Origin of the sequence: Lacticaseibacillus daqingensis (assembly GCF_003946115.1) — a bacterium.
GTDB lineage: Bacteria > Bacillota > Bacilli > Lactobacillales > Lactobacillaceae > Lacticaseibacillus > Lacticaseibacillus daqingensis.
In genome coordinates, this window is sequence record NZ_RHOH01000005.1 from 142152 (window position 1) to 168084 (window position 25933).

Genomic DNA, 25933 nt, shown 5'->3' on the forward strand with positions numbered 1-25933 from the left:
GCTAACCCTCCTCTTGGCCGGTGTAGATCTGGGCCATGGTGGCGGCATCGGCGTCTGCGACCGGCCCGTCAAAGACTTTCTCGCCGGCCCGGATCCCAACGATGCGGGTGCCGTACTCAAGCGCAAGCTCAACGTTGTGCAGGTTGATCAGCACGGTGATGCCGAGCTCCTGGTTAATGCGGCGCAGGTCATCCATCACGCGCTTGGTGGTTTGCGGGTCAAGGCTGGCGATCGGCTCATCGGCGAGGATGATGCGCGGCGATTGGGTGAGCGCGCGGGCGATGGAGACACGCTGTTGCTGACCGCCAGACAGCTGATCAGCGCGGGTGTAGACCTTGTCTTCCAGCTCAACGGTTTGCAGGGCCTCATAGGCGCGCTGCTTGTCCTCAGCAGAGAAGAGGCCGAATAACATCTTCCAGGTCGGGTAGTAGCCGACGCGGCCGGTCAGGACGTTTTTGAGCACCGTGGCACGCTTGACCAGGTTGAAGTTTTGGAAAATCATGCCGATCTTGCGGCGAATGTGCAACAGTTGCTTCCCGCGGGCCTTGGTGATGGATTCACCATCGATCCGGATGTCTCCGGTGGAGATATCGTGCAGGCGGTTGACGGCGCGCATCAGGGTACTCTTGCCGGCCCCGCTGAGGCCGACAACGACCACGAATTCACCGGGCATGATGGTGAGTTCAATGTCCTTCAAGCCGACGACCCCGTTGCTGTAAATCTTGTTCACGTGCTCGAATTCAATGACGGGCTTTGGTTCTGCCATGTGGATTTTTCCTCCTATGATTGCGGGCGACAACGCTTGGTTGCCGCAAACACGCGGCCGCACAGCGTGCGACCGCGTGTAACAGGTTTGTCGGACACACCTGGTGTCACGACAGATTATAGCGCAAGTGATGGGGCTTGTCTGCGCCAAAAACGAGGCTGAGAGATGGTCTCAGCCTCGTTGGAAGGGTGACTTACTTCGTCTCGTCGTTGGCAATCTTTTCGTACTTGCGCACGATGTTGAAGTTGGAATCCTTGCTGTGGACGTAACCTTCGTGGGTGTAGACGCTGGAAATGATGGCGTGGCCCTTCTTGGTCTTGGCAATCTTGATGAATGCGTCGGCCAGCTTCGTGCGGAACGCCTTGCTCATGTCGGTGCGAACGGCGATCGTGTCGTTCGGGATCGGCTTCGTGAAGTAGATCGGCAGGACTTCGGTCATGATGTTTGGCACGTCCTTCTTCACCACGTTACGCGCGTCTTCAAAGACGAAGGCCGCATCCGTGTCGCCGTTCAAAACGGCCATGACGCCCTGATCGTGGCCCTTGACGGTGACCAGTGTGTCGTCCTTGGCGATGTCGATGCCCTTTTGCTTCAGTTCGACCATCGGCCAGATGTAGCCGGCAGAACTGGTGACGTCTTGAACCGCGATCTTTTTGCCTTTGAGGTCCTTGATCGACTTGATGCTCGAGCCCTTTTTGACGATGACCATGGACCGGTAGCTGTCGGCCAACTTGGTGGTGTTGAGACCACCGGGCTGCTTGATGCCAAAGCGTTGCGCCTGAAGCAGGATGTCTGCAGCGCCTTGCTTGTGCGCTTGAACATAGCCATCAGGTGGCAGGAAGCCGACGTCAACTTGTTTGGAATCCATCGCTTCAACAATGGAGTTGTAGTCGGTGGAAACAGAAACCTTAACTGGGATGCCCAGCTCCTTCTTCAGGAGCCCTTCCAGTGGCTTAGCCTTGGCTTCAATGGTGTCGGCTTGAGAAGATGGGACGAATTGGATATTCAGTGACTTTGGCGTGTAATCGTCCTTACTACTGCTCTTGTCGCTTGCGGACTTGCTGCTGCACGCCGTCAGTGCGACGGCGGCGAGCAGGGCGGTCCCGGTAACAGCGAGCGTCTTCCAGAACTTCATTCTTTTGGTCCCCCAATGGATTAGTTTTGTCTGTGCAGCTGCATAGCGTGGCGAAATCCGAACATTACCTGAATGGCGCGACTGATCAGGTCGCCAGGGCCGAATTTCTCTTGCCAAGATGCAGTATAGACCGGCTTTTATGAAAATACAACCCGAAATTCCCGGAAAACGCACGGAATGTTCATTAAATCCCGAACGTTTATATTGATACTGACGAATTTGTTGCACGATCGCGTAAAAACGGGCAAATTCGCTTGGGTCAGGTCGGCAAACTCTGCTGGCCGGTCGATGAGTGCGGCACCGAGACGGCGACAACGGGTCGCTTTGCATTGCGAGTGCTTGTATGACTTGAAACATGCAGGGGGCGCGGTGCAGGCGGGGGGCAGGGCAGTAATCGTTCACACGGCAACTGATTATTAAAAACCCTTGTCTGACCAGCAGTTGGCGATGCCACCATAAGGCAAAGGAAAGCCGAAAATAAAGAATATGATAATGGCCAATTCAATCATTGGCCATCTAGCCGTGTGCGTCCTATCTGTGGTAGAATGATAATGTGAAAACACTCCCAATATTCCCCCGAAAGGATGACGTTTAATGAAGATCATAGTTGTCGGTGCAACGCACGCGGGCACCTTCGCGACGCAGCAGATTTTGACCGAGCACCCCGATTATTCGGTGACGGTGTACGAGAAGAATGAGACCTTATCGTTTCTGTCCTGCGGCATTGCGCTGTGGGTTGGGGGCCACGTTTCTGACCCCAATAAGATGTTCTACTCCAGCCCCGAAGCCCTACGCGACTTAGGCGCTGATATGCAGATGCAACACGAGGTGACCGCCATTGACACGGCTAGCAAGACGGTCAGCGTGACCGACCTGACGACCGGCGCCCAGTTCACGGACAGTTACGACAAGCTGGTGTTCACGCCGGGCTCCGCGCCGATCCTGCCACCGATCCCGGGCATCAAGGCGAAGCGCGTCTTCTTCTGTAAGGACTGGAACGATGCCCAGCGCCTGCAGCAAAACGCCGACCAGATCAACTCCGCCATCGTTATTGGGGCGGGCTACATCGGCGCCGAGTTGGCCGAGCAGTACGCGGTCAACGGCAAGGCTGTGACGCTGGTCGATGCGCTGCCGCGCGTTTTGGCCAAGAACTTTGACGCCAGCATCACCGACCGCGTGCAAGACCTGTACACGGCGCACGGTACCACGCTGGCGCTGAACGAGAAGGTCGTGGGCTTTGAAGAAACCGACACGCAGATCACGGTGACGACCGACCGCGGCGACTACACCGCCGACATCGCCGTGCTTGCGATCGGCTTCCGCCCCCACACCGAGCTTCTGAAGGGCCAGGTGGAGATGCTCGGCAACGGTGCGATCGTGACGGACGACTACATGCGCACCAGCAACCCGGACATTTTCGTGGCCGGTGACAGCGCGGCGGTCCACTACAACCCAACCGGCAAGTCCGATTACATTCCACTGGCGACCAACGCGGTGCGCCAAGGCATGCTGGTAGGGAAAAACATCGCGGCGCCGACCCAAAAGTATCTTGGAACGCAGGCCTCCAGCGCCGTTGAGCTGTTTGATCACTGCATTGCCGCCAGTGGGTTGACCACGGAAGGGGCCAAGGCGCGCGACGTTGACGTGGCGACGGTCACCATCGAGCAGGATTACCGCCCTGACTTCATGTTGTCCACCACTAAGGTGCTGGCCAGCCTGACCTGGGATCCGGTGACCCGGCGCGTGCTCGGTGGCGCATTCTACAGCCAGCACGATGTCTCCATGTCTGCCAATGTCATCTCCATGGCGATTCAGACCAAGATGACCATCGACACACTGGCGATGGTGGACTTCTTCTTCCAACCAAACTTCGACCAGCCCATCAGCTGGGTCAACGCGGTGGCGATGGCCGCGGTGGCGCAGGCGGATGCGGTGGTGACGGCCTAAGTCAGACCGAAAGGCGTGATTCCCCTCACGCTTTTTTGTTTGCGCAAGAGCCGCGTGTTAAACTAAGGAGGATCAAACGAAGGAGAAACATTTATGAAGCAAAAAATAATCGGGCTCTTAGTGCTGACCGCGGCACTGCTTGGCTTGACGGCGTGCGCGACGCGGCGCGACAGCTCGGCGATGGGCGCCGTCTATGAGGCCAATCAGTACACGGTGGGCAGTAAGATCACGACCATCAAGGCCACCGATGGGGTGAGCGTTGAGCTGTTCTTGGCGGACGGCGGGAAGTCCGGGGTGCTGGCCACGGCGGCCGCGTCGGGCAGCACATTTTATCGGCGCTATGAAGCCGTGACGATCAAAACCAAGGGCGACCAGCTGACGCTGACCACGACCGGTGAGGTGGCTGCACTGCGGTACGGCAACGCGGACGACCTGGCCAACAACGTAAACCCGGCGACTTACTCCTACACGCTGGACGGTCAGCAGAAGAAGGTGGGGACGCTGACGAAAGCGGGCAAGCGCGTCGCCCTCGTCATGGGCAAGACCACCTGGCACTTACCGCAGACGCAAAAGCGCACGCGCTACCTGCTGCCGTACGGGGTGGCGGATCAGGCCAAACAAAGCAAGATCGACCAAGAGTGATCCAGTGGCGTTCCTGGCCTACATGGCCGGGAACTTTTTTGCGAAGGCGGAATGCCGACCGCAAAAATGGTATCCTTCAAAGGGAAGGTGAGGACATGAAAAAATGGGTTCTGGGGCTGATCGGCCTGCTGGCGGCAGTGGGGCTGATCGGTTATGGGGTGGCAGCGCACAACCAGCAGGTGGCGCGAGAGACGGCCAGTCACCGGCGGGCCGTGCAGGCGGCCAGCGCGCGGCAGGCGACGAGCAAGCGGCGGGCAGCGGCCAAGGCACAAGCAGCCAAGGCGCAGGCAGCCAAGCAAGCGGCGGCGAAACAACAGGCAGCCAAGCAACAAGCCGCCGCGGTGACCGCGCAGCCGTTGCCCCAGGGCACGAACCACGCGGCCACGGCGGCGGCCTATGCGCACCCCGCGCAGGCGGTGCATGACACCATGTTCAGTCGTTTTGACCCCGCGCAACCCAAGGTCGTCTATTTGACGTTTGATGACGGGCCCAACCTGACGATGACGCCGAAAATTCTGGCGGTGCTCCAGGCCGCCAAGGTGCCGGCCACGTTTTTTGTCATCGGCCAGCAGATCGGGGCCAGCACCGCGCCAATGCTGCGAGCCGAGTACGATGCCGGCCACGCAATCGGCCTGCACAGCTTCACCCACACGTACGGGTTTGAGATCAACGGGGACGCGGCGGCCACGGCGCGCGAGCTGAATCAGACGCTGGCTGCGGTGCGCAGCGTGCTTGGGCCGGGGTTTGCCACGCAGGCCTGGCGCTACCCGGGCGGTCACATGTCCTGGCACCACCTGCAGGCACCGGATGCCGTCATCGCCCAGGCGGGCATGAGCTGGATCGACTGGAACGCCGCGTCCGGGGATGCACTGGGGGCGAGCAGTCCGACCACGGTGCCGGCGATGTTGGCCTACCATGAGCAAAGTATCCACGCGTACGGGGACCACAACTCAACGGTGGTCTTGATGCACGATGCGCCAGATAAAACCACCACGCTGGCCGCCTTGCCGCAGATCATTGCGTACTATCAGCAGCATGGTTACCAGTTCGGCGTGATCGAGTAAGTCCCGCCAATTTGGGGGTTGCGCTGAAACGCGTTTCAGCTGATACCCTGATCTCGGGCGATGGCCCACGAAAAAAGAGCAGTCTAGGAGTGACAAAATGGTTCGCATGATTTTTTCTGATATGGATGGCACGTTGCTGGATGACCACGGTTACGTGACGGACACGAACGCCCAGTTGATTCGCGACAGCGGCATTCCGTTCACGCTGGTGTCGGCGCGCGCGCCGATGGAGATGGCAGAGGCCATCGACAGGCTGGCCTTAAAGGGGCCACAGATCGGCTTCAACGGCGGGCTGATCTATGAGCGCGCCGGTTCGGGTTGGCGTGTGTTGGACCAGGCACCGATGGCCAAGGCGGACGCCGAGCGCATCATCGCCGCGGTCAGTGCACGCTTCCCCAATGTCAGTCTGAGCTACTACACGGTCACCGACTGGTACGCGGCGCGCATCGATGAGGGCCTGCGCGGCGAGATCGCGGTGTCCCACCAAGCACCGACGCTGGCGGATTACCGCACTGTGTTCGCGCAGGAAGACTTGGCGGTGCTGAAGATCATGCTGATCAGCTTTGACCCGGCGGAGTTTGCACGGCTCAAGGCCTTCTTCGCTGAGGCGCAGTTCCCCGGCGTGTCCGCGCAGCAGTCCGGCACGGCGTGGTTTGAGATCACAAGCCTGGCGGCCAAAAAGTCGCGTGGGATCGACTACGTGTTGCGCCGCGAAGGCATCGATGCGGCGGACGCCGCAGCGTTTGGTGACGGGCACAACGACTTGCCGATGCTGAACATGGTGGGGACGCCGATCGTGATGGCTAACGCCTTGCCCGAGATCAAGCAGGTCGCCAAGCACCTGACCGCGGCCAACACCGAAGACGGGGTGGGTCATGGGATCTGGCGGTTTCTGAAGTAGCTTGCGCCGGCAACTGAAATGGCGGATACTGAAGGCGATGAAATGGCGATGGTGTTCGCCTAACCGTGCGCGCACGGTGATGACACCTACCTTGTGAACAGCGGGGTAGGTGTTTTCTTTTTTGGGGCGGCGGGACTTGAAAGGATGCGAGACGTGATGAAGCTTAAACAACTGGGTTCAGGACTGGCTGTGTTTGGCGGCGGGGCCGTGGGTGGGGTGGCGCGCTACGGCGTGGGCCTGTGGCTCAACGACAGTCAGACGCTGCTGGGAACGCTGGCAGTGAATGTGCTGGGGAGCCTGTTGCTGGCGCTGTTGACCTATGGGTTAGCGCCGCGCGCCAGTCTGCCGGATTGGCTGATCCTGGGGCTGGGGACCGGCGTGATCGGCGCGTTCACCACGTTTTCGACCTATGAACTGAACGCGTGGCAAACCGTGGGTACGCGCCCGATTTACGCGATGGTGGTGGCCGCGGTCACGCTGGGCGCCGGCTTGGCGGCCGCTGCCATTGGGCGCCGGCTGGGCGAACGCGGAGGCCGCGTATGGTGAGCTGGGTGGCGCTGGGCGCCGGCGTGGGTGCGGTGGGCCGCTACCTCGTGACACGGTTGGGCCAGCGGTGGTGGCCGACGCTACCGCTGGCCACGGTGGCGGTGAACCTCATCGGTGCGTTTTTAGCCGGCCTGTTGATGGGGCTGCCGCAGGGGGCGGCGCGCGCTTTTGGGCTGACCGGTGTGTGCGGTGGGCTGACTACGTTTTCCACCATGATGGTCGATACCCTGATCCTGCGCGAGCGCAGTCGCTGGGCTGCGTGGTTGTACGTCCTCGGGACCACGGCCCTGGGGCTGTTGGCGGTCGTGGCCGGCGCGTGGGTGGCGGCGTGTTGGCGAGGGTAGCCAAGGCAAGCAAAGAGGTTGAGACATAATTAACGGCCCAAGAATGAACCACGACTATTCCAGGACAGTACGACACAAAAAGCGACGCCCGAGCCGTATAAGCATGGCCTCCTACAAAACCTAAGTTCGGGTTTTACAGGAGGCCATGCTTATACTCTGGGCTAAAACCGCATTTTGTCTCAGCCTCTTTTGAGTGGTCTAGGCGCTCGCCGTGGCGACCACGGGTTTGCCGACCGCGGCAATTGCGGCCAAGAGGCGGGTGATGTCGGCGTCATGGACGTCGCCGATGGTGCCGATGCGAAAACTCGCGCACTGGGAGACTTTGCCGGGGTACAGCACGAAGCCGTGGGCCTTCATCGTTTGATAGAAGGCGTCAAAGTCAAAATCGGCGCTGGGAAACGCGAAGCTGGTGATGATCGGGGATTGCCAAGCGGCATCGACGATCTGTTCAAAACCAAGCGCCGCCATCCCGGTGGTCAGGTGTTGCTGATTGGCGGTGTAGCGGGCGTTGCGGGCTGGGACACCGCCTTCCGCGAATAGCTCGGCCATCGCTTGCGCGGCGGCGAGCACCACGTGGGTGGGCGAGGTGAAGCGCCACTTACCGGCGTGTGCGTCCATGGTGGTCAGCTGGGCGAACAGATCGAGGCTCAGGCTGCGCGCATTGCCCTTCGTTTGCGCGATGGCGGCGCGGCGGGCAATGACGAAGGCAAATCCGGGCACCCCTTGCAGGCACTTGTTGGCGCTTGAGATCAGGTAGTCGATGCCAAGCGTTGCAGGGGCGATCGGCACGCCGGCGAAGCTCGACATGGCGTCAACGATCGTGGTCAGTCCGTGCGCCTTCATGGCGGGGATCACGGTTTCGATCGGATTCAGGATCCCGGTGGTGGTTTCACAGTGGATCATGGCAAAGTGGGTGACTTCGGGGTGTTGCGCCAGCACCTCAGCCACTCGTGGCAGCGTGACGGGGGTGGTTTCGTCAAACACCACATCGACGTGTGCCAAGTGCAAGTAGTCGCAGATCTCGCTCATTCGCCGGCCGTATGCCCCGTTGATGGCGATCATCAGCGTGCCATTGGCGGGCACCGCGGTTTGAATCGTACCTTCCACCGCGTAGGAGCCGGACCCCTGGAGCAGCACGGCGGCGTAGTCGCTTGCGGGGACATTGGCGAGGGTGAGCAGGTCGCGACGCAGGCCCTGGGTGATGGCGTTGTAGTCGTGATCCCAGGTGCTGTAATCGTGTTGCATCGCAGCCTTTACCGTGGCCGTGGTGGTCAAGGGACCGGGCGTCAATAAGAGGTAATCGGCAGTCATGCGGGCATCTCCATTTCGTTTTTGATCAGGGTGGTCAACGCCGCCGCGTTGGGCACGATCACATCGGCCCCGGCAGTCGCGTACTGGCGCCGCACGGCCTCCGCGTGTTGCTGTTGGTCAAGGGCCGGCAGCGCGGCCCACTCGGCTTCGCTGAAGGCCAACAGGTTAGAGCCCTCGATGATGCCCACCGAGTTTGCGCCGGCGGCTTCGGCGGCCAGGATATCGTTGACGGTGTCGCCGACAATGAGAACGTGAGCGGGGTCGCGGATACCGAGTTGCGTCATGGCGCGGGCGTTCATCGCCGGTGCTGGCCGGCCCACGCCATCGGTTTGTTCGGACGTGACATTGACCTGCGGGGCCAGTCCGAGCTTGGCCGCCAGCGGCAGGATGCGGGCCAGCATGTCAGCATCGTAACCCGAGGTGCTGCCATACGGGATCCCGGCATCCGCCAGCGTGGTCAGTAGCTCAGCAATGCCCGGCTTGAGCACCACGGTTTCAGGCAAAACGGTCAGCAACGTCTGCTTGAACTGTGCAAACAGGGTGCGTGCCAACGGCTTGCCGGCCAGGTCCGGATGCGCCGCCAACTGGGCGTGCACGGTGGGATCCTGCAACAGCTTTTGGATGTGCTGAATCTTGTCCATGCCCATGTCGCGGCGAATTTTGGCGGCGGGAATAGTGACGTCGTAGCGGGCGAAGGTGCGTTGAAAGGCAATCAGTGGGGCGCGGCTACCATAGTCAATGGTGGTACCGGCCCAGTCAAAAATCACGGCTTTGATCGACATAAGGGTCCTCCAAGTCTTGCGAAGTAAGGGTCAGGCGGTGCGGCGGCGCAGCTGAACGGCCACGAATTCCAGCACGAGGGCAAAGGCCAGCACGAGGTAGACGATGGCGCCCACCTCTTGAAAATCGAAGTAAAAGGCGCTGGCCATGAACAGGTAGTACCCGATGCCGCCGGTGCCGGCCGCCGCGCCGACGGCCACGGCGTTGGTGAAGTTGATCTCAAAGCGAATGAAGGTCCAGCTCAAGAGGCTTCCGCGCACGCTGGGCCACACGGCGTGGCGAATGATGAGCAGCGGCCTGGCCCCACTGGTGCGTAAGGCGTCCAGCTTCGCCGTGGGAATGGCCTCAATGGCTTCGGCGTAAGCCTTGGTCAGGTAGGCGACCGAGTGAAAACTCAGCCCCACTACGGCAGCCTCGGTGCCCAGGCCGATGACCACGGCGTAAACCAGCACCCACAAAATGGTGGGAATGGCGCGAATCAAGGCCATCAGGGTACGCATCGTGGTCGCCAGCCAGGCCGGCGCGAGGTTGCGGGCGGTCAGCAGCGCGCAAGCAAAGGCGACCACGGCCCCGATGATTGTTGTGTAGGCGGCCAGCGCAATGCTCAGGCCAAGGGCCCCAAGCAGTTGGGCCAGCGTGTCCTGGCCGAGGTGCGGCTGCAAAAACATCAGCTTGAGGTTGTGGGCCAGGCTGAGAAGGGCGGGACCGAGCTGGCCTGGCGCCAAAGTCAGCAGGCCGACTGCGGTGACGAGCAGTAGCGTGCCAAGCGTGGCGCGCACCGCGGTCCGGGAGCGGCTGCGGATGCCTTTGGGGACGGTGAGGTCTAACTGTGGCGGCTCAAGGCCGCTGGTGACGGGGGTTTCAATCATGCGTTCAGCACCTGCCTTAGTTTGGTGGCGCTCAGCTCGATGGCGATCGTCACCAGAATGATGGCGCAGACCACGAGCCCAGCAGCCGGGTAGCGGAAGCTTTTGAAGTAAAGGTCGAACAGGAAGCCGACGCCGGTACCGGTCAGCATCCCGACCAGCGTGGCATCGCGAATGTTGTTTTCGATCATGTACAGCAGCCAGGATACCAGTGGGGCGGCCGCCGCGGGCAGCACGCCCTGGCAGATGATGGCCCAGTATCCGGCCCCGGTGGCCTCAAGCGCCTCGATCACGCCGTGGCCGACCTCGTCGAGCGTTTCCATGAACGCGCGGGTGAGGTAGCCAACGGACATCAAGAGCAGCGCGAGAAAGCCGGTGAACGGGGTCTGCTTGAAAGAAAACAGAAGCACCAGCGCCCAAGCGACGAACGGGATGTTGCGCATGATGCTGGCAAAGGGCCGAATCAGCGCCTGGGCGAGGGGCCAGTGGCTCGTGGTACGCGCCCCGGCCAGGGCTAGGAGCAGTGCCACCCCAGCCGCGACCATGGTGGCCGCGATCGCGATCAAAACGGTGGCCGCAAGCTGCCAGCTGATCTCGCCAAGCGCGGGGAAGGCGCTGGCGATGGGGGCAAAGTTAGCGACCAGCCACCCCCAGCCGGCGAACACGCCGGTGGCGGCTTCGATCACGTTCAGCTGCAAGGCGACTTGGGCCAGCAAAAGCAGGGCCAAAAGGGTGCCGAAGACCAGTAGCCGCACGCGGCGCTGGTGGCTGAAGTAGCGCGTGAGCTCAGCCATTGACCATCGCCTCCTCTTGGGCGTAGATGCGGGCCAGGGCGGCGTCATCAAGGGCCGCGGTCGCATCATCAAAGACGCAGCGCCCCGCATTGATGCCGATAATGTGATCGGCGTACTCGCGGGCCAAGTCGACCTGGTGCAGGTTGATGATGATGGTCAGCTGCTTTTGCTTGGCCAGCTTGGCTAGTAGCGTCATGATGGTGGCGGTGCTTTGCGGGTCGAGGCTCGCGATCGGTTCGTCACACAGGATCACTTGCGGGGACTGCATCAAGGCGCGGGCGATGCCGACGCGCTGTTTTTGGCCGCCGCTGAGGCTCTTGGCGGGTTGGGTGGCCGACTCGGCCAGCCCGACCTCCTGCAGCAGTGCCATGGCGCGCTTTTTTTCGGCGTGGGTGTAAAGCCCCATCATGCCAGGTAGCAGGCGCTTGTCGCCCAGCGTGCCGTGCAGCACATTCTCCAAGGCCGACAGCGGCTCAATGAGGTTGTAGTCCTGAAAAATCATGCCGATATGGCGCCGGGCCTGGCGCAAGGCGGCCCGAGTGGCGCCCACCAGCTCCAGGCCGTCCAGCTCGATGGTGCCGCTTTCCGGCGTGATGAAGCGGTTGAGGCTGCGCAGCAGGGTGGTTTTCCCGGCGCCGCTGGGCCCAATGATGGCAGTGACGGTGCCGGCCTGAAGTTCGAACCCGACGTCGATCAGGCCGCGTTTACCGTTGGGGTAGGTTTTGTTGAGCGCGGTAACGGTCAGCATTAGAGGCCGATCAGCGCGTGCGTCGGCTGGTACCACTTGTCGGTGACCGGCACCAGTCGGGTTTCTGGTGTGGTTTTGACAAACAGCATTGGGACCTTGGCGTCTGGGGCAGTGAAGAGTTTCTTGTTGTCACTGAAGGCTTTGCTTAACAGCAGCTTCGTAATGGCCTGCTGGGTGGACTTGTCCAGCACCTTTGTGTTCAGCACCCATGGCTCGCGCTGAACCGGCAGGACATCAATGGCGGTGACGGACTTGCCGGCGAGGCCCTGGAATGGTTCTGGGGCATCGGCCTTCACCGTGAAGACGCTCCCTGGGGTGTCGTAATCGCCTTGGGTGACCTCAAGGTAGGGGCGCAGGTCGACATCGTCAAAGGCTGCGGCGTCCACGTCCCCTTTGACGAGGTTGACGGCGCTCCCTTGGTGCGAGCCGCCGTACAGGACGGTTTTGAAGAAGTCGCCGGATTTTTCCAGGCTGTCGGTGTTTTTCAGGTTGAAGGCCTTGGTCAACGCGGCACCGGGCACCACGAAGCCAGAGGTGGACGAATTGGAGACGAAGCTGAAGCGCTTGCCCTTCAGCGCGGTCAGGCTGTAGCTGCTGCCGGCCTTGTAGTCGTTGGCTTTATCGCTTGGTACCATGATGTAGCTGCGGTAGGCGGCGCCTTCAAGCGTACCGGTCGGGCCGGAGATCGCGGCCACCGGCTGGATGGCCTTGTTCAGGGCTCGGGCGTGAATGTAGCCGGACGCGCCCATGAAGGCGATCTGAGCCTTGCCCGAGGCGAGGGACTGGATGGCCACGTTGTAGTCCGTGGTGGTTTGTAGCTTCACGGTGCGGCCGGTGGCCTTTTCGAGCAGTGTCTTCAGCTCATTGCGCGACGGGGCGAAGCTCTTGGCGGATTCGTTGGGGTAAAACACCATCGTCAGGGGCGCCTTTTTGTCGGCTGCCGCGTTGTTTCCTTGCCCGCAGCCCACCAGTGCGATCCCGGTCAGCGCGGTCAGTGTCGTCATCGCCAAAGCGGTTTTCAGTGCAGGTTTCACAGTCATCATCCTTTGTGGTTGTATTTAGTACCCCTTTAGCGTAGGCGGTGAACGTAAATATCAGACCCCACTAATGTAAGTATTGTGTGAATGTTGACCGGGAAAATGTAAATTTCATAAGGCCACTTATAAAAGCCGGCATTGCGGCAGTTGATCCTGCCGCCAAATGCGGCCAACGACTGCCGCGCAAGACGCGAAAAGAAGCGGCGCAGGACGCAGGTTTTGGGCGCGGCCACGCCAAAAATCACCCCCCGAGGAATCGAGGGGTGATGGCTGCGTGGCTTATTTGGTGCGCTTTAGTGCGCGCATCAGGCGCTTGCGCAGTGGTCGAACGATGGCCTCGGCGACCAGGAACCCGACTGCCAGGCTGATGGCGATGGTCAGCGTTTTGATCAGGCCTTGCTGCGCCGCCGTTTCCTGACCGAGGGTGAAGTCCTTCATACTCATGTAAATGATGGCACCGGGCACGAGGGAGACGAGGCTGGGGATGTACATCACGTTGACCGGGGCCTTGACGATGAGGGCAAACGCGTTGGCGACCAGGCCGATCGTGACCGCTGCCAGCAGGCTTGGCAGAATCACGCTGGGGGTGGCTCCGGCGATCAGGACGTAGACGACCCACGAGACGGCACCGGTGATACCGGCGGGGAGCAGGGTGCGTTTGGGAATGTTGGTGATGATGCCAAACCCAACCGATGAGGCAAAGCTGACGAGGGTGTGAATGAGGAGCGTCATTAGCGTAAGCCCCCCATCATTAACGTGATCAAGGCGCTGCCGACCACGACGCCGCCGCCGATGGCCCCGGCCACCATCACCGCATCCACGGCGCGCACCAGTCCGGAAATGGTGTGCTTGGCGATCAGCTCCCGCAGCGAGTTGGTGATCGCCACCCCCGGCACCAACGGCATCAAGGCGGAGATGATGATGTTATCCGCGCTGGTCCCCACTCCGCCCAGCTGAAGGGCAGTGGCCAGCAGTCCGATGACGGCGCCACCGGCCGCCACGGCGATGTATGGCGTGGCAGTGTGGCGGGCCGTCAGTTGCGCCGCCAGGTATCCGGCAATGCCGACGCCAAAGGCCAGCGCCAGGTCGGCCCAGGTGGCCTGAAACAGTAGCATCGGGGCCACGGACACCAGCCCAGCGCCGAGAATTTTGATCGGCCACGGATAGTCGCGGTGTTGCGCCTCGATCCGGGCGATCCCGCTTTGCAACGCGGTGAAGTTGATTTGGCCGGCGGTGAACTGGCGCGACAGGGTGTTGACCGCATCCACTTTGCGCAGGTCAAAGTCCTGCGTGCGCACCTTGACGAGGTGTGTGGCGGTGTCGGTATCGACGTCGACGAACAGGGCGGTCATGGTCGCGTGACACGAGATGGGCACGCCGGCCGCGGCCCCGATGTACTCGACGGTGCCTTCCACTCGGCCGGTTTCAGCGCCGTATGCCAGTAGCAATTTGCCGACCCGGCCGCATAATTCGATGATGACTTTTTCACTGGGCATTCGCGTGGCCCCCTTCAAGGACTGATTGCCTTCAGTATACGGGTCATGTTCTGGTTTCGGCAAGTTGCCGTGTGTGGGTAAAAAGGGTTTAATTTCGGCGATAACGCTGGTAATATTAGCGCATTGGAGTTTTTTAAGGAGAATTGTCATGACTGATCAGCAAAAGGGGCTCTTCTGCGCGATCCTGGGGCCGATGTTTTGGGGTGTGTCGGGGAATGTGGCTCAGTGGTTATTCAAACAGCCGGGGATCCAACCCGATTGGCTCGTGACCGTGCGGCTGCTGGGCGCGGGGAGCCTGCTTATGGCGTACAACCTCGTGCGTCAGCGCCCGAGTCTGGCGCGCGTGCACCGCACACCGCACGCACTGTGGGACCTGTTTGTGTTCGGCGTGCTTGGCGTAGTGGTGTCACAGTTCACCTACTTTGAGGCGGTGCACACCAGCAACGCGCCGACCGCCACAGTGCTGCAGTACCTCGGCCCAGTTTTCATCATCGTCTACCTGGCGTTGCGGCACCGAGAGTGGCCGCGCCGCGTGGATGTGGTGTCTATTCTCGTGGCCTTTGTCGGCATCTTTTTCCTCGTGACGCGGGGACACCTCGACTCGCTGGCACTGTCCCCGGCGGGGTTGATGTGGGGCATCGGTGCGGGGCTGGGCGCCGCGATCTACACCCTGATGCCCGCCAAGCTGTTGACGCAGTTCAACGCGCTGATCGTTTCGGGGTGGGGGATGCTGCTCGGTGGGCTGACGCTTTTGCCGGTACTGATCGTGCAGCGCGGCCCACACCTGACATTGCCTATCGTGCTGGGGATCGGCTATGTGACCGTGTTCGGCACGCTGTTTGCCTACCTGCTGTACCTGCAAAGTATGAAGTATCTGCGGCCGACGACCGTGGCGATGCTCAACGTGTTTGAGCCGCTGTCTGCCACCCTGATCGCCATCCTGTTTTTCCACGCGAGCTTCGGCCTGGCTGAGGTCTTCGGCGGCCTGCTCGTCTTGTCCACCACGTTTTTGCAAACCATGCCGGCGCGCAAGCTGCGCTTGCCGCGGCGGTGAGCGCGGCACCGGCTCAAGTTTTAGTACTTACTTGAGTTTCGCCAGCGCTGCCGATGGAACCGCAGTTTTTTCGACTGCCTCGTAGGTGAAGACGTGCGCGCCTTTGTTGCGGATTTTTAGATAGCGGCCTTGCTTGAAGACCTTCATGCCCATAAAGCGAATCGGGCGTGTGTTGCCAGATGGATCGACTGCTGTTTGCACATAAATTGGCGTGTGGTGTTGTTCAAACGTGCTTGGCTGAGTGGTTTTCGCATACACCGTTCCTTCTTGAACAAGCGGGTTGAATGAATCGATGAGTGCGGCGCCCGCCGAGCTGAGCTGTGCGGTTACAAGCTTCGCGCCAAAAAGCGCCAACCCAACGACCACCACCAACCCGGCTAAAATTCCAAATACTTTTTTCATGAATGACGTCCTCCTAATTGCTGATGAATCCAGCGTATCAGGAGGACGTCTTTTTGCCTATCCGTCTTGCGCATGAGGCGCCACGTGACCCACCGACTGATTTTGTTCGTTGGTCGTGGCTAGCAGCTTATCCGCGCTGTTGGATAGCCTGATTGCGATGACCGTAACAGATGTAACGTCTTGTCGGAGGATACGGCCTATAAGGCAGGGACCTCATCTTTTTCGATTCAGGGCTAGTTGAAAAGTCGCTGTGCATTGCTCAGTCTCATGTAACTGTTGTTTTGCAAACGTGATCAACTATCGGAAACTCAGCGTAATTCTCAATCAGAGGGCGGAGGTTCAGTCAGCGGCACTGGAAGTGCCGTTGGCTGGACCTCAAAGCAACTTGAGGGCGAAACCTGCGGACACAAAAAATCGTTCCCGTGGCCAGCCGGTCGCGAGAACGATTTTTTGCGTTACAGCGTTTGGGTGAACCGGTCGAAGGCGGCCAAGCCTTCCTCGGTCCGCTTGAAGACGCCGGCGTCCTCAAGCACGCGGGCGAAGACTTGCCCCACCGCCTGGTTTAGCAGGTCATCGGCAGTCGCGCGCGTCCAGGCATACTGGGCGGCGAGGGCCTCGGCCCACGGGCGGTGACTGGCCAGCATCTGGTTGGGCTCGCCCAGCAGGAAGCGCTTGACCTCGGCCAGCTCGGTGCGCAGGCGGGCCGGCAACACGGCCAGGCCCATGACCTCGATCAGGCCGATGTTCTCCTTCTTGATGTGCTGGACGTCTTGGTGCGGGTGAAAAATGCCATCCGGGAAGGCGTCACTGGTTTGGTTGTCGCGTAGCACGAGGTCGAGCTGGTAGGCGGCCCCCACGCGCCGCGCGATCGGGGTCACCGTGTGGTGCGGTGTGCCGGCCGTTAGGGCGCGGACATCGACAGATTCATCGGAGTAGGTGGTCCAGGCGGCGCGAATGTGTTCGGCGGCAGCCGCCAGCTGCGTGCGATCCTCTGCAGTCAGGCGGATAACACTCATCGGCCACTTCACGCGGCCCGCAGTCACGGCCGGAAAATCAGGCAGGGGGAGCGTCTTTTCCACCGGCGCCTGCGCCATCGCAAAGGTGTGGCGGCCACCCTGATAGTGCTCGTGGCTGAGCATTGAACCGCCGACGATGGGCAGGTCGGCGTTGCTGCCGACGAAGTAGTCGGGGAACAGGGTCACAATGTCCAGCAGGTTGGTGAAGGTTTGGGCGTTGATGTGCATCGGCGTGTGTTCAGCGTCGAGGAAGATCGCGTGCTCATTGAAGTAGGCGTAAGGCGAGTACTGGAAGCCCCAGGTCCTGCCGCCAAGGGTGAAGCGCACGATGCGGTGATTGCCACGGGCCGGGTAGTCTGCGCGGCCCAGGTAGCCTTCGTTTTGGAGGCACAGCTGGCATGCTGGGTAGCCGAAGCGGGTGGCTTTGGCGGCCGCGGCGATGTCCTTCGGGTCTTTTTCCGGCTTGGAGAGGTTGATGGTGATCTCTAGGTCGCCGTAGTCGGTGTGCGCCGGGAACTTCAGGTTCTTGGCGATCGCTCGGGTCTGAATGTAGTTGTTCGCGCGGCTCAGGGCAAAGAACCAATCCGTCGCGGTTTTGGGACTGGTCTGGTACTGCGCCCAAAACGTTGCGTTCACCGTGCTGGGCTTGGGCGTGGCCAGCGCCATCAGCTCGGCGGCGAGGATCTCGTGGGCACTGGCGGTGTTTTCGCAGGTGCCGTTGGTGACGGCGGCTTCGACCAGGCTGTCGAGGTTGGTGAGCGGGTCGCTGGCGCCAGGGAACGTGGCCGCGGCATCCCCGCACAACGCAAGCACGCGATTGGCGAGGTAGACACGGTCCAGCCCCGTGTAGTCGGGGTTATGCGCGAGAATGAAGTCCACTTGATGGTCGAGGGCGGTCACCGCTTATCACCGAATCCTTCCGGGCGCGCCTCATGCCACTGCCAGGCGGTGGCGATGATGGCTTCCACGTTGTCGTAGTGAGGCTGCCAGTTCAGCACGGTACGCGCCTTGTCGGAGGCAGCGATCAGCGTGCTTGGGTCGCCGGCGCGGCGTGGCCCGATCGTGGCCGGGATGGGCTTGCCGGTCACCTTGCGGGCGGCCTCCAGGATCTCTAGATTGGAGAATCCAGTCGCGGAGCCGAGGTTGAAGGCGTCGCTGGGGTGGCCCGCCTGCAAGTACGCCAGCGCCAGAATGTGGGCATCGGCCAGGTCGACAACATGCACGTAATCGCGAACGTTGGTGCCGTCCTTGGTTGGGTAGTCATCGCCGAAGATCTGCAGGCCATCGCGCGTCCCGGCCGCGACTTGCAAAATGATCGGGATCAGGTGGGTCTCCGGGTGGTGGTCCTCCCCGATCGAGCCGTCAGGCATGGCACCGGCCACGTTGAAGTAGCGCAGGGCAACGAAGTGGATGCCGTACGCGACGTCAGCCCAGTGCATGATTTTTTCCATCGCCAGCTTGGATTCGCCGTACGGGTTGGTCGGCACCTGCGGATCGGTTTCCTTGATCGGGATCATCTTGGGCTCGCCGTAAGTGGCGGCGGTGGAGGAAAAGACGATGTGTTGAATGCCGAACTCGTGCATGGCCTCAAGCAGCGTGATCATGCCGCCGGTGTTGTTATCGAAGTACTTGAGCGGGTCCTTCATCGACTCAGGCACGATGGAGAAGGCAGCAAAGTGAATGATGCCGTCGATGTGCTCTGCGCGAAAGACCTGACTCAAAAAGTGGTAGTCGCGAATGTCGCCTTGGTAAAAGCGCGCCTTGGGGTCGACCGCGCGGCGGTGGCCGGTGATCAGGTTATCCAGCACCACCACGTCTTCTCCGGCTTTGATCAGCTGGGCAACGGTATGGGAGCCGATGTAGCCGGCGCCCCCTAAAACAGCAATTGTCATGTGGTTATCCTCCTATTGTGTGCGGGTCAATCCAGCTGGCGCGGGCCGTCAGCAATTTCGGCGACGTAGAACTCAGCCGGGTAACCGATCTTTGCTTCGTATACCTGGCCGACCGCTTCGGTGAAGGCTGGCACCTGCGCTTTGGCCACCAGGGCGATGGCACAGCCGCCAAACCCGGCACCGGTCATCCGGGCGCCCAGAACGCCGGGTTGCTTCAGCGCGGTTTGCACCAGCGTGTCCAGCTCCACGCCAGTGACTTCGTAATCATAGGCGAGTGACACCCCGGAGGCCGACATCAGCCGGCCAAACTGGGCCAGGTCACCGGCGTTCAGGGCGGCGGCGGCCTGAAGCGTGCGCTGGTTTTCAAACACGGCGTGGCGTGCGCGCTTGATCAGTGTTTCATCATAGATCAGCGCGGTGTGCTGGTCAAATTCATCGATGGACAGCGCGCCGAGGCTTGGCACGTCCAGCTGCGTCTGCAGGCGGCGCAGGGCTTCCTCACATTCGCTGCGGCGTTCGTTGTACTTGGAGTCCGCCAACGCCCGTGGCTTCTTGGTGTTCATGATGACTACCACATTGTCGCCCATTGCCAGAGGCAGGTATTCATATTCGAGGGTGTTGGTGTCCAGTAAGGTCGCGCGGTTTTTTTGGCCCATGCCGATGGCGAACTGGTCCATGATGCCCGAGTTGACGCCAATGTACTGGTTCTCGGTGGTCTGGCCCGCCTTGATCAAGTCCAGCATGGTGACATCCAGGCTGAACGTGTCCTTGAGGATGATCCCAGTCAAAAGCTCCAGCGAGGCGGACGACGAGAGCCCGGACGCGGCTGGCAGGTTGCCTTCAATGTAGACATCCAACCCGTGGGTGAGGGTGGCGCCTTGTGCGGCCAGCACCTGGGCCATGCCTTTGAAGTAGTCGGTCCAGGCGTTGTCCTTGGGGCTGGTCAGCGCGTCCAAGGCGAGGGTCGTGAGGCCTGCGGTGGGAAAGTTGGCCGAGAATAACCGAAAGGCGTTCAGGTCGTTAGGCCCGACCGCCGCGTAGGTGCCAAGGCTGATCGCACAAGGAAAAACGTGGCCGCCGTTATAATCTGTGTGTTCCCCGATCAGGTTGATGCGCCCTGGGGCGAAGTAGGTGTGTGCTGGGGCGTGGCCGAATTGGGCCTGAAACCCGGTGCGTAATGTTGCTGTATCCATAATGATGCGCCTCCTATGCGTGTGTGTGCGTGGTTGAATGTGGCGGGGGATTAGTCGCTGCTGTCGCGCAGCACGAGCTGGCTGCCCAGGGTCAGGCGCACCGGTGCGGTGGCCAGCCCATCCAGCTGATCTTTGAGCAGGCGCGCGGCGCTCATGCCCATCATCTGGGTCGCCACCTGTACTGTGCTCAGACTCGGATTCAGGAAGCGGCCCACCGCCAAGTCGTTGAAGCCGATGACACTGACCCGTTTTGGCACGGCGATGGCGTGCTCCTGCAGGGCCTTGATGGCGCCGATGGCCATCGCGTCGCTGGCGACGAAAAACGCGTCGGGTAGCTGCTCGCCTTGTGTCTCGATGGCCCGCGTCATGGTGGCATACCCGCCTTCAATGGTGAACTCGCCGGCAAAAATCAGGCTTTCGTCCAAGCTGGCTTGCGTGCGCATGGCGCGCTTAAAGGCGACGAGGCGCTGATCGACTAACGCGACCCCGTCGGTGGTGGCCTCGCTCCCAGTGATCATGCCGATGCGCTGGTGGCCGCGCGCCAGAAAGTGGGCAACGATCTTGTCCACTGGGTCACCGAAGCTCGTGGTGACCGAACTGATGCCTTGGGCCAAGGTGTCTTGGTCCACGATCACCAGTGGCCGGTTCAGCGCTTTGAAGGTCGCAAGCTGGGCCGGGGAGTACTTCCCAATGGCGATCAGGCCGGCCAGTTCGCTGGCCGGCGGCAGGGGTTCATTGGAAAAGACGCGGTCCACGGCGAAATCATCGGCTTGCAGCTGCGTCTCGGCCCCCCAGCGAATGGCCCGGTAGTAAAGGTCGTTGGTTTCGGCTACCTCTGAGTACCATTGGACTAACCCGATGGTCCCCGCGCTGGCGGGGGCACGGTGCTGGTGCTTGGTGTAGTTCAGCGCCTCGGCGGCCGCAAAAATGCGCTGGCGGGTCTCGGGGCTGACCTGCAGGGATGTGTCGGCGTTGAGGACGCGAGACACGGTTGCGCTGCTGACATGGGCGGCTTGCGCAATATCTTTAAGCGTCGCGATAACACTCATCTCCTTCTTTGCTGTCGAATTTATTTTACTAAAAGATGGTAAAAATGTGAACAAAAAGATTTCGTTGGTTGCCTTTTCCCGGGGGGGCTATGGTACACTGTAACCGGTTGATAACCCGATTCAACACCGTGAATAGTTTAGTAAAGAGAGTGGAGGCTCACGCTATGTTTCAGTATTCCTTGCGCTACACGCTTGACCCACGTTCCAACACACCGGTCAAAGATGACAAGCTGATCGCGTTCGTTCAAAAGGCCAAGGTCGACAATGTCGCCTTCTTCATTAACCCTGAGGAGCTGAACGCCAGCCACCTGACGGAAGCCCAGACCCAAGTGTGGCTGGATGCCATCCGGCCACTGGCCAAGCGGCTGGCGGCCCTGAACGTGTCCACCAGTCTGAACCCATGGACGACGATCATGCACAGCGACCGGGGCAAGGTGATCGACCCGAGCATCGGGTTCGAGACGCTGGTCGACATCAACGGCAAAAAGGCCACCTCGATGGGCTGTCCGGCCGATCCAAAGTGGCGCAACTACCTCGCGGATCGGTACGCGCAGTATGCCACCCTGCACCCGCGTGAGCTGTGGCTGGAGGACGATTTTCGCCACTACAACCACACCCCGCTGAAGCTCGCGTGTTTCTGTGACCGGCACATGGCGCTCTACCAGGAAAAACTGGGCCGGGCCATCAGCCGCGCGGACTTCGTGAAGGAGATGCTTCAGCCCGGTGAGCCAACTGAGGCGCGCCGGGTGTACCTTGACGTGGCGCGGCAGGAGATGAAGGACACCGTGCACCAGATCGAGGGCCGCGTGCACGCCGTGTCCCCTGAGACCAACCTGGCGCAGATGACCTCGTTCCCGAACTGGCACGCGATCGAAGGCCGCGACTGGGCCGGGCTGTTCGATAACCTGCGCGGCGCCGGGCACCCGCGGGTGGCGCGGCCGCACCTGCCGGCGTATAACGAGATCGCGCCGCTGAAGTATTCGCGCGTGTTTGAGGACTATACGCGCACGACCGCCGCTTACCTGGGGGATGACGCGGTTTTGTTCCCCGAGCTTGAAAACTATATGTATTCCCCGTTCGTGAAGTCCGTGGCCTTCACCCGGTTCCAGATCGAAACCGCGGCGCTGGCTGGGGCCAGTGGCATCCTGCTGAACCTGTTTGACATGATCGGCAACGGCATCGATGACGAGTACCACTATGCCGAGATGCTGGCCGACAGCAAAGCGTTCCTCGACCGCATCACCACGCGCCGGCTGCGCATGAGCCAAACACGCGGCATCCAGGTGCTGGTGGATCAGGATTCCAGCTACACGATCCACACCTTGGATGGGGCGGCGCCAGAGGAAATGCTACCGCACGAAACCAACTGGGCCGCGCTCCTTTCGACCTTTGGCTTCTCCACCACCATCACGCCGGTGCAGGCGGGTGCGACCTTCACCAAGGCGCGGCTGGCCATTTCGGGACAGCTGCTCCGCAACTTTGATGACGCCACCGTGCGGCAGTGGCTGAGTGATAACGTTGTGCTGTTGGACGGTGAGGCGGTTCAGGTACTGCTCGACCGTGGGTTAGGGGACCTGCTGCACATCAAGTCCGCCCAGTGGCACAAAGTCCGCAGCGGATTCCAGTCCTTTGAGGCGGCCGATGGGCACACGGTGGAAGGCATTGCCGCGCCGCGCATCACGATGCTACAGCACACCGGTGATTACCTGCGGCTCGAGTACGCGGCCGGGGCCGATGTCGCGATCTGGAGCCACGCGTACAACGAGTTCGATGAGCAGCTGGGCAACGTGATGGCAGTCATCGACCACCGCATCGTGGTCATGCCGATGGACGAGGACCCGAAGTACGGCTGGGAGTCGCAGTACATCGGCTTTAAGCAGGGGCTGTACCAGCAGATCCTCAGTGAGCTGACCGACGTCGATTATCTGATCGGCATGCCTAATACCAAGCTGGTCGCCACCGCGCAGGAGGGGCTGACCCTGTGGGCCGCCAACTTTACGCTGGATGATTATCCGCAGATCGTGTGGCACCCAGCCACACCGCTGATGACGACGCACGCCACGGTGATCGCCCGGGTCGGCGACCAGGTCCAAGAGACGCGCGTGGCGCTTGAACAGGTGGGCGACCGCGTCATCATTCCGGTGCCACTGGCACACCTGCAGCTTGTGCAGATCCGCTTCGACTAGCGCGTAGACAAAAAAGGTTCGTGCGTCACCCGATGGGGTGGGCACGAACCTTTTTTATTGGAACAGTAGGTTGTTGAGGCCGGCAAAGCTGAGATAGTACAGGAACACCAGCAAGGCGTTGGCGATCAGAGACAACACGATGATGGCGTAACGGAGGGTGAAGTTGTGGGCCCAGGTGTTGAAGTTGAACCAGCCCAGACGCTTGCCCTTGTAGCCAAAGGTCATGACCAGCAAGATCAGCGCTAGGCCGCCTTGGAGGGCGAGGCCGATCGCCGTGGCCGGCCCGCCGGCAGGTTGAAGCGTGTATAGCCCAAAGGCGAGGGCATCGAGTAGCAGTGCAAGTAATGGCATGAGTTTCTCCTTAACGCGTTATTAGGGGCATTATAGCATAGTCAGCTGAAGAGGCTGATCAGGCCGGCGAGAATGAAGAGACCGCCGATCAGGAAGCTGAACCACAGCCCCAGCGGCATGAAGCCATTGGTCGTACGCACTTTGCCGCTGACAATGTGACGCGTGCTCCGCCAGGTCATCCATAGTTGAAACACCCCGAGACCCAGAAAAATTAACCCAATCACAATAGTCATCCCAATTCCCCCTTATGACTCAACGATACCGCAGTTCGGGGGTGGGGCATCCGCCTAAAGACTGAATCAAAGTCACATTCGGGACTGCCGATTGATTGTGAAACTTGGTACAATACAAGCGAGGAGATGGTGAGATGACCCAATTTGAGCTGATGCCGTGTCGGTGGCGCTGGACGCAAACGGCGCCGACCCGGGCCGTGCAGGTGACTGCGCGGCAGGCGGCGGTGGATTGGCCGATGCCAATCGGCGCCGAGCTCAACCTTGCGGCAATTGAATCCCAGGCCGGGGCGCCACGGGTCGTGAACTATCTGCGCTACGCCCTAGTGCTCGATCGCACCACCGCAACGGTCGCCGGGGCCGCATTGCCACTGACCGGCCGGCGTGAGCTGATGGTGGTGATGAAAAACCCGAGCGCCACGGCGCCACCGTTGCTAGAGGAAACTTTCGCCCGGCTGGTGCAGTACCTGCCGATGCAGTACGCACAGCTGCGGTGCGTCAACGTGGTGCCGGTAGTGACCGGTGACGTCAGCTTTTTGCGGGCGGGCACACTGAGCGCCGCCGCGCAAACTTACGGGCTGGCACACTGGCAGCGGCGGTTAGTGGACGGCCGCCGTGAACCCGTCACCAAGCGTCAGCTGGGCCGCTACGACCGTGAAAACGCGCGGCGCGTGGGTCAAACGGTTGGCGCCAGCGGCCCACTCAGCAACCAAGCCGCCATCACGCAGTGGCTCGCGCAGCACCCGGCCACCGATGTGCTGCTGGCCACCGGCTGCCTGCGAACGCCAGTGCTGGTTGACGCTTACGCGCGCTTGCTGACCCAGCTAAGCCCACTGGGTCAGCAAGGGCGCCTCAAGGTGTTGGGCTTAGCGGCCGATGCGCGTTTTGGGCGCAACCCCCGGCCGCAAAACCCCCGCGATGCGCTGACACTGGTCGCGGGGACCTGGCCACTGCAGGCGGTGGGCGTACAGGCTGACCGGTTAGTCAGCCGGGCTTGAATAAAGCGTTTGCGCCTGCGCGCCTGACTGATTACAATAGAACCAACACAGATTTTAGACGACAATCAGATGGGGGGAGTGCCAAGTGTTAAAAGTGTGGGGAAAAGCCGCGCTAGTCGCGGGGAGCTTACTGATGTTGTGGGGCTGTGAAAAGGCCCCGCAGGTCAAACAAGCGCTCAAACAGTTTACTGATAGCACGAGTTCGCTCGGCACGAAGCCGTTTTATACCAAGCCGGATTCGAACCTTTCGGCGGCGTGGTTGAATCGCGCCGAGCACGCCAAAACCCAGGCAGAAGCTGCTACCCCTGCCATGACCCCTGAGCAGGCGGCCGCATTTGCCGAAGCGGACGCACAGCTGCGTGCGGCCAAGCTGTTTGTCGCGGCGCAGACCGAGCTGGATCACGCGCTGGGCGCAGATGCGGTCTTAGTGGACTCGACCTACTCACCGAGCGCTGTTCAGACGACCTACGCCACCTTGCAGCAGACGGCCCCGGCCTACGCCAAACGCATTGGTGACCGGGTGAAGCTGGTGGTGGCTGAGGTGGCCGCGCTTCAGGCGGTGACGGTGGCCAAAGAAACACCGACAGCGGCGAATGTGGCAACGGCGGACGCCTTGGTCAGGGCCGTGCCGGTCGCGGCGTTTCAGGCGCACTACCAGCCTATTTTGGCGGCCTTGACGCCTGCGCCGGTGCCGGAGACGCCGGACACGACGACACCCGAAGCGAGCCAGCCGACCGATTCGGCGGTTGCGACAACGTCATCAGATTCACCAGCCGCCGAAGCCCCCGCGGAGACGCCAGCCGGCGATGCGACCCCTTCGACCGCAGTGGCGGAAGCGCCTGATTCAACGCCCGCGACGACGGCCGACCCAGATGACGCAGCTGACGCGGCCGCTGAGGCGCCCGCGGCGACGATGACCATCAACGGGCCGTTCGCGACAATGGCAGAGGCCGTTGCGGCGATGAAGACGGCGCAGGCGGCAACCGGCCAATTGGCGACCGCGTACTCGCTGACGCAAGCTGATGGGGCGGTGGTCTACTCCTGGCAATTCGTGACCGATGACGAAACAGATGAATGACGGGGGAAAAGCGTGGCGCGTGATGCCACGCTTTTTTTGACTCGTGCGCTGCCGCTCCGGCTGGGTGTCAGAGATACGCGGCACAAGCCGCCGGCAGCAACCTACGC

Annotated in this window: 27 protein-coding genes and 1 riboswitch; of the genes, 10 read left to right on the top strand and 17 right to left on the bottom strand. The window is 61.2% G+C overall.

Going from position 1 to position 25933, the window contains the following annotated elements:
* Nucleotide 1 precedes the first annotated feature (1 nt).
* Nucleotides 2-766 carry a phosphonate ABC transporter ATP-binding protein gene (gene phnC, locus EKM88_RS07935; protein ID WP_125704949.1) on the bottom strand — a complete coding sequence of 255 codons (765 nt, stop codon included), beginning with the start codon at nt 764-766 and terminating at the stop codon, nt 2-4.
* A gap of 193 nt (nt 767-959) precedes the next feature.
* Complete coding sequence (locus EKM88_RS07940; RefSeq protein WP_125704951.1) at nt 960-1901, bottom strand: phosphate/phosphite/phosphonate ABC transporter substrate-binding protein; 942 nt, start codon at nt 1899-1901, stop codon at nt 960-962.
* 594 nt (nt 1902-2495) lie between these two features.
* Here EKM88_RS07940 and EKM88_RS07945 point away from each other — a divergent pair.
* From EKM88_RS07945 to EKM88_RS07970, 6 genes are all read left to right on the top strand, one after another.
* Entirely contained in the window at nt 2496-3848 is a 1353-nt protein-coding gene (locus tag EKM88_RS07945; RefSeq protein WP_125704953.1) for an FAD-dependent oxidoreductase, read from the top strand.
* Nucleotides 3849-3941: 93 nt separating this feature from the next.
* On the top strand, nt 3942-4490 hold the full coding sequence (locus EKM88_RS07950) for a hypothetical protein (RefSeq protein ID WP_125704955.1): 549 nt from the start codon (nt 3942-3944) through the stop codon (nt 4488-4490).
* Between the two features lie 95 nt (nt 4491-4585).
* Nucleotides 4586-5554 carry a polysaccharide deacetylase family protein gene (locus EKM88_RS07955; protein WP_125704957.1) on the top strand — a complete coding sequence of 323 codons (969 nt, stop codon included), beginning with the start codon at nt 4586-4588 and terminating at the stop codon, nt 5552-5554.
* A 97-nt stretch (nt 5555-5651) separates the two neighbouring features.
* Nucleotides 5652-6455 (top strand): HAD family hydrolase, encoded by an 804-nt coding sequence (locus tag EKM88_RS07960; RefSeq protein WP_125704959.1) that lies wholly within the window; start codon nt 5652-5654, stop codon nt 6453-6455.
* A gap of 35 nt (nt 6456-6490) precedes the next feature.
* Nucleotides 6491-6551: riboswitch (Fluoride riboswitch) on the top strand.
* 60 nt (nt 6552-6611) lie between these two features.
* Complete coding sequence (locus EKM88_RS07965) at nt 6612-7001, top strand: CrcB family protein (RefSeq protein WP_125704961.1); 390 nt, start codon at nt 6612-6614, stop codon at nt 6999-7001.
* On the top strand, nt 6995-7345 hold the full coding sequence (locus EKM88_RS07970) for a FluC/FEX family fluoride channel (protein WP_125704963.1): 351 nt from the start codon (nt 6995-6997) through the stop codon (nt 7343-7345). Before EKM88_RS07965 ends, EKM88_RS07970 begins: the two co-directional genes overlap by 7 nt.
* A 198-nt stretch (nt 7346-7543) precedes the next feature.
* Here EKM88_RS07970 and phnW read toward each other — a convergent pair whose 3' ends face one another.
* From phnW to EKM88_RS08010, 8 genes are all read right to left on the bottom strand, one after another.
* Nucleotides 7544-8656 carry a 2-aminoethylphosphonate--pyruvate transaminase gene (phnW, locus tag EKM88_RS07975; RefSeq protein WP_125704965.1) on the bottom strand — a complete coding sequence of 371 codons (1113 nt, stop codon included), beginning with the start codon at nt 8654-8656 and terminating at the stop codon, nt 7544-7546.
* Nucleotides 8653-9438: a phosphonoacetaldehyde hydrolase gene (gene phnX / locus EKM88_RS07980; RefSeq protein ID WP_125704967.1), complete on the bottom strand. Its 786-nt coding sequence runs from the start codon at nt 9436-9438 to the stop codon at nt 8653-8655. The genes phnW and phnX overlap by 4 nt, the downstream gene beginning before the upstream one ends.
* 30 nt (nt 9439-9468) lie before the next feature.
* Nucleotides 9469-10305 carry a PhnE/PtxC family ABC transporter permease gene (locus EKM88_RS07985; RefSeq protein ID WP_125704969.1) on the bottom strand — a complete coding sequence of 279 codons (837 nt, stop codon included), beginning with the start codon at nt 10303-10305 and terminating at the stop codon, nt 9469-9471.
* A complete protein-coding gene (locus tag EKM88_RS07990) occupies nt 10302-11096 on the bottom strand; it encodes an ABC transporter permease subunit (protein WP_125704971.1) in 795 nt (264 codons plus the stop codon). The genes EKM88_RS07985 and EKM88_RS07990 overlap by 4 nt, the downstream gene beginning before the upstream one ends.
* Nucleotides 11089-11844 carry a phosphonate ABC transporter ATP-binding protein gene (gene phnC / locus EKM88_RS07995; RefSeq protein WP_125704973.1) on the bottom strand — a complete coding sequence of 252 codons (756 nt, stop codon included), beginning with the start codon at nt 11842-11844 and terminating at the stop codon, nt 11089-11091. Before phnC (EKM88_RS07995) ends, EKM88_RS07990 begins: the two co-directional genes overlap by 8 nt.
* Entirely contained in the window at nt 11844-12878 is a 1035-nt protein-coding gene (locus tag EKM88_RS08000; protein WP_225418457.1) for a phosphate/phosphite/phosphonate ABC transporter substrate-binding protein, read from the bottom strand. Before EKM88_RS08000 ends, phnC (EKM88_RS07995) begins: the two co-directional genes overlap by 1 nt.
* A gap of 282 nt (nt 12879-13160) precedes the next feature.
* Complete coding sequence (locus tag EKM88_RS08005) at nt 13161-13613, bottom strand: threonine/serine exporter family protein (protein ID WP_125704978.1); 453 nt, start codon at nt 13611-13613, stop codon at nt 13161-13163.
* Nucleotides 13613-14377, bottom strand: coding sequence for a threonine/serine exporter family protein (locus EKM88_RS08010; RefSeq protein WP_125704980.1), 765 nt, complete (start codon nt 14375-14377; stop codon nt 13613-13615). The genes EKM88_RS08005 and EKM88_RS08010 overlap by 1 nt, the downstream gene beginning before the upstream one ends.
* A gap of 148 nt (nt 14378-14525) precedes the next feature.
* Here EKM88_RS08010 and EKM88_RS08015 point away from each other — a divergent pair, with 148 nt between their 5' ends.
* Nucleotides 14526-15431, top strand: a complete 906-nt coding sequence (locus EKM88_RS08015) for a DMT family transporter (protein WP_125704982.1) — start codon at nt 14526-14528, stop codon at nt 15429-15431.
* Nucleotides 15432-15458: 27 nt separating this feature from the next.
* Here EKM88_RS08015 and EKM88_RS08020 read toward each other — a convergent pair whose 3' ends face one another.
* The 5 genes from EKM88_RS08020 to EKM88_RS08040 form a co-directional block, all read right to left on the bottom strand.
* Complete coding sequence (locus EKM88_RS08020; protein ID WP_125704984.1) at nt 15459-15833, bottom strand: YxeA family protein; 375 nt, start codon at nt 15831-15833, stop codon at nt 15459-15461.
* A 455-nt stretch (nt 15834-16288) separates the two neighbouring features.
* Nucleotides 16289-17749, bottom strand: coding sequence for a UDP-glucose--hexose-1-phosphate uridylyltransferase (locus tag EKM88_RS08025; RefSeq protein WP_125704986.1), 1461 nt, complete (start codon nt 17747-17749; stop codon nt 16289-16291).
* Nucleotides 17746-18741, bottom strand: coding sequence for a UDP-glucose 4-epimerase GalE (gene galE / locus EKM88_RS08030; protein WP_125704989.1), 996 nt, complete (start codon nt 18739-18741; stop codon nt 17746-17748). Before galE ends, EKM88_RS08025 begins: the two co-directional genes overlap by 4 nt.
* 26 nt (nt 18742-18767) lie before the next feature.
* The gene (locus tag EKM88_RS08035; protein WP_125704991.1) at nt 18768-19934 is read right to left on the bottom strand and encodes a galactokinase; all 1167 of its coding nucleotides are present in this window, start codon (nt 19932-19934) and stop codon (nt 18768-18770) included.
* 50 nt (nt 19935-19984) lie between these two features.
* Entirely contained in the window at nt 19985-20983 is a 999-nt protein-coding gene (locus EKM88_RS08040) for a LacI family DNA-binding transcriptional regulator (RefSeq protein ID WP_125704993.1), read from the bottom strand.
* 164 nt (nt 20984-21147) lie between these two features.
* On the opposite strand from EKM88_RS08040, the gene EKM88_RS08045 reads away from it, so the two are divergent.
* A complete protein-coding gene (locus EKM88_RS08045; protein WP_125704995.1) occupies nt 21148-23169 on the top strand; it encodes a hypothetical protein in 2022 nt (673 codons plus the stop codon).
* Nucleotides 23170-23223: 54 nt separating this feature from the next.
* Here EKM88_RS08045 and EKM88_RS08050 read toward each other — a convergent pair whose 3' ends face one another.
* Together EKM88_RS08050 and EKM88_RS08055 are read right to left on the bottom strand one after the other, a co-directional pair.
* Complete coding sequence (locus EKM88_RS08050) at nt 23224-23520, bottom strand: hypothetical protein (RefSeq protein WP_125704997.1); 297 nt, start codon at nt 23518-23520, stop codon at nt 23224-23226.
* A 41-nt stretch (nt 23521-23561) separates the two neighbouring features.
* Nucleotides 23562-23753, bottom strand: coding sequence for a hypothetical protein (locus EKM88_RS08055; RefSeq protein ID WP_125704999.1), 192 nt, complete (start codon nt 23751-23753; stop codon nt 23562-23564).
* A 134-nt stretch (nt 23754-23887) separates the two neighbouring features.
* On the opposite strand from EKM88_RS08055, the gene EKM88_RS08060 reads away from it, so the two are divergent.
* Together EKM88_RS08060 and EKM88_RS08065 are read left to right on the top strand one after the other, a co-directional pair.
* Nucleotides 23888-24748 (top strand): hypothetical protein, encoded by an 861-nt coding sequence (locus EKM88_RS08060; protein WP_125705001.1) that lies wholly within the window; start codon nt 23888-23890, stop codon nt 24746-24748.
* Between the two features lie 85 nt (nt 24749-24833).
* Nucleotides 24834-25826 carry a hypothetical protein gene (locus EKM88_RS08065; protein WP_125705003.1) on the top strand — a complete coding sequence of 331 codons (993 nt, stop codon included), beginning with the start codon at nt 24834-24836 and terminating at the stop codon, nt 25824-25826.
* The last annotated feature ends 107 nt before the right edge of the window (nt 25827-25933 follow it).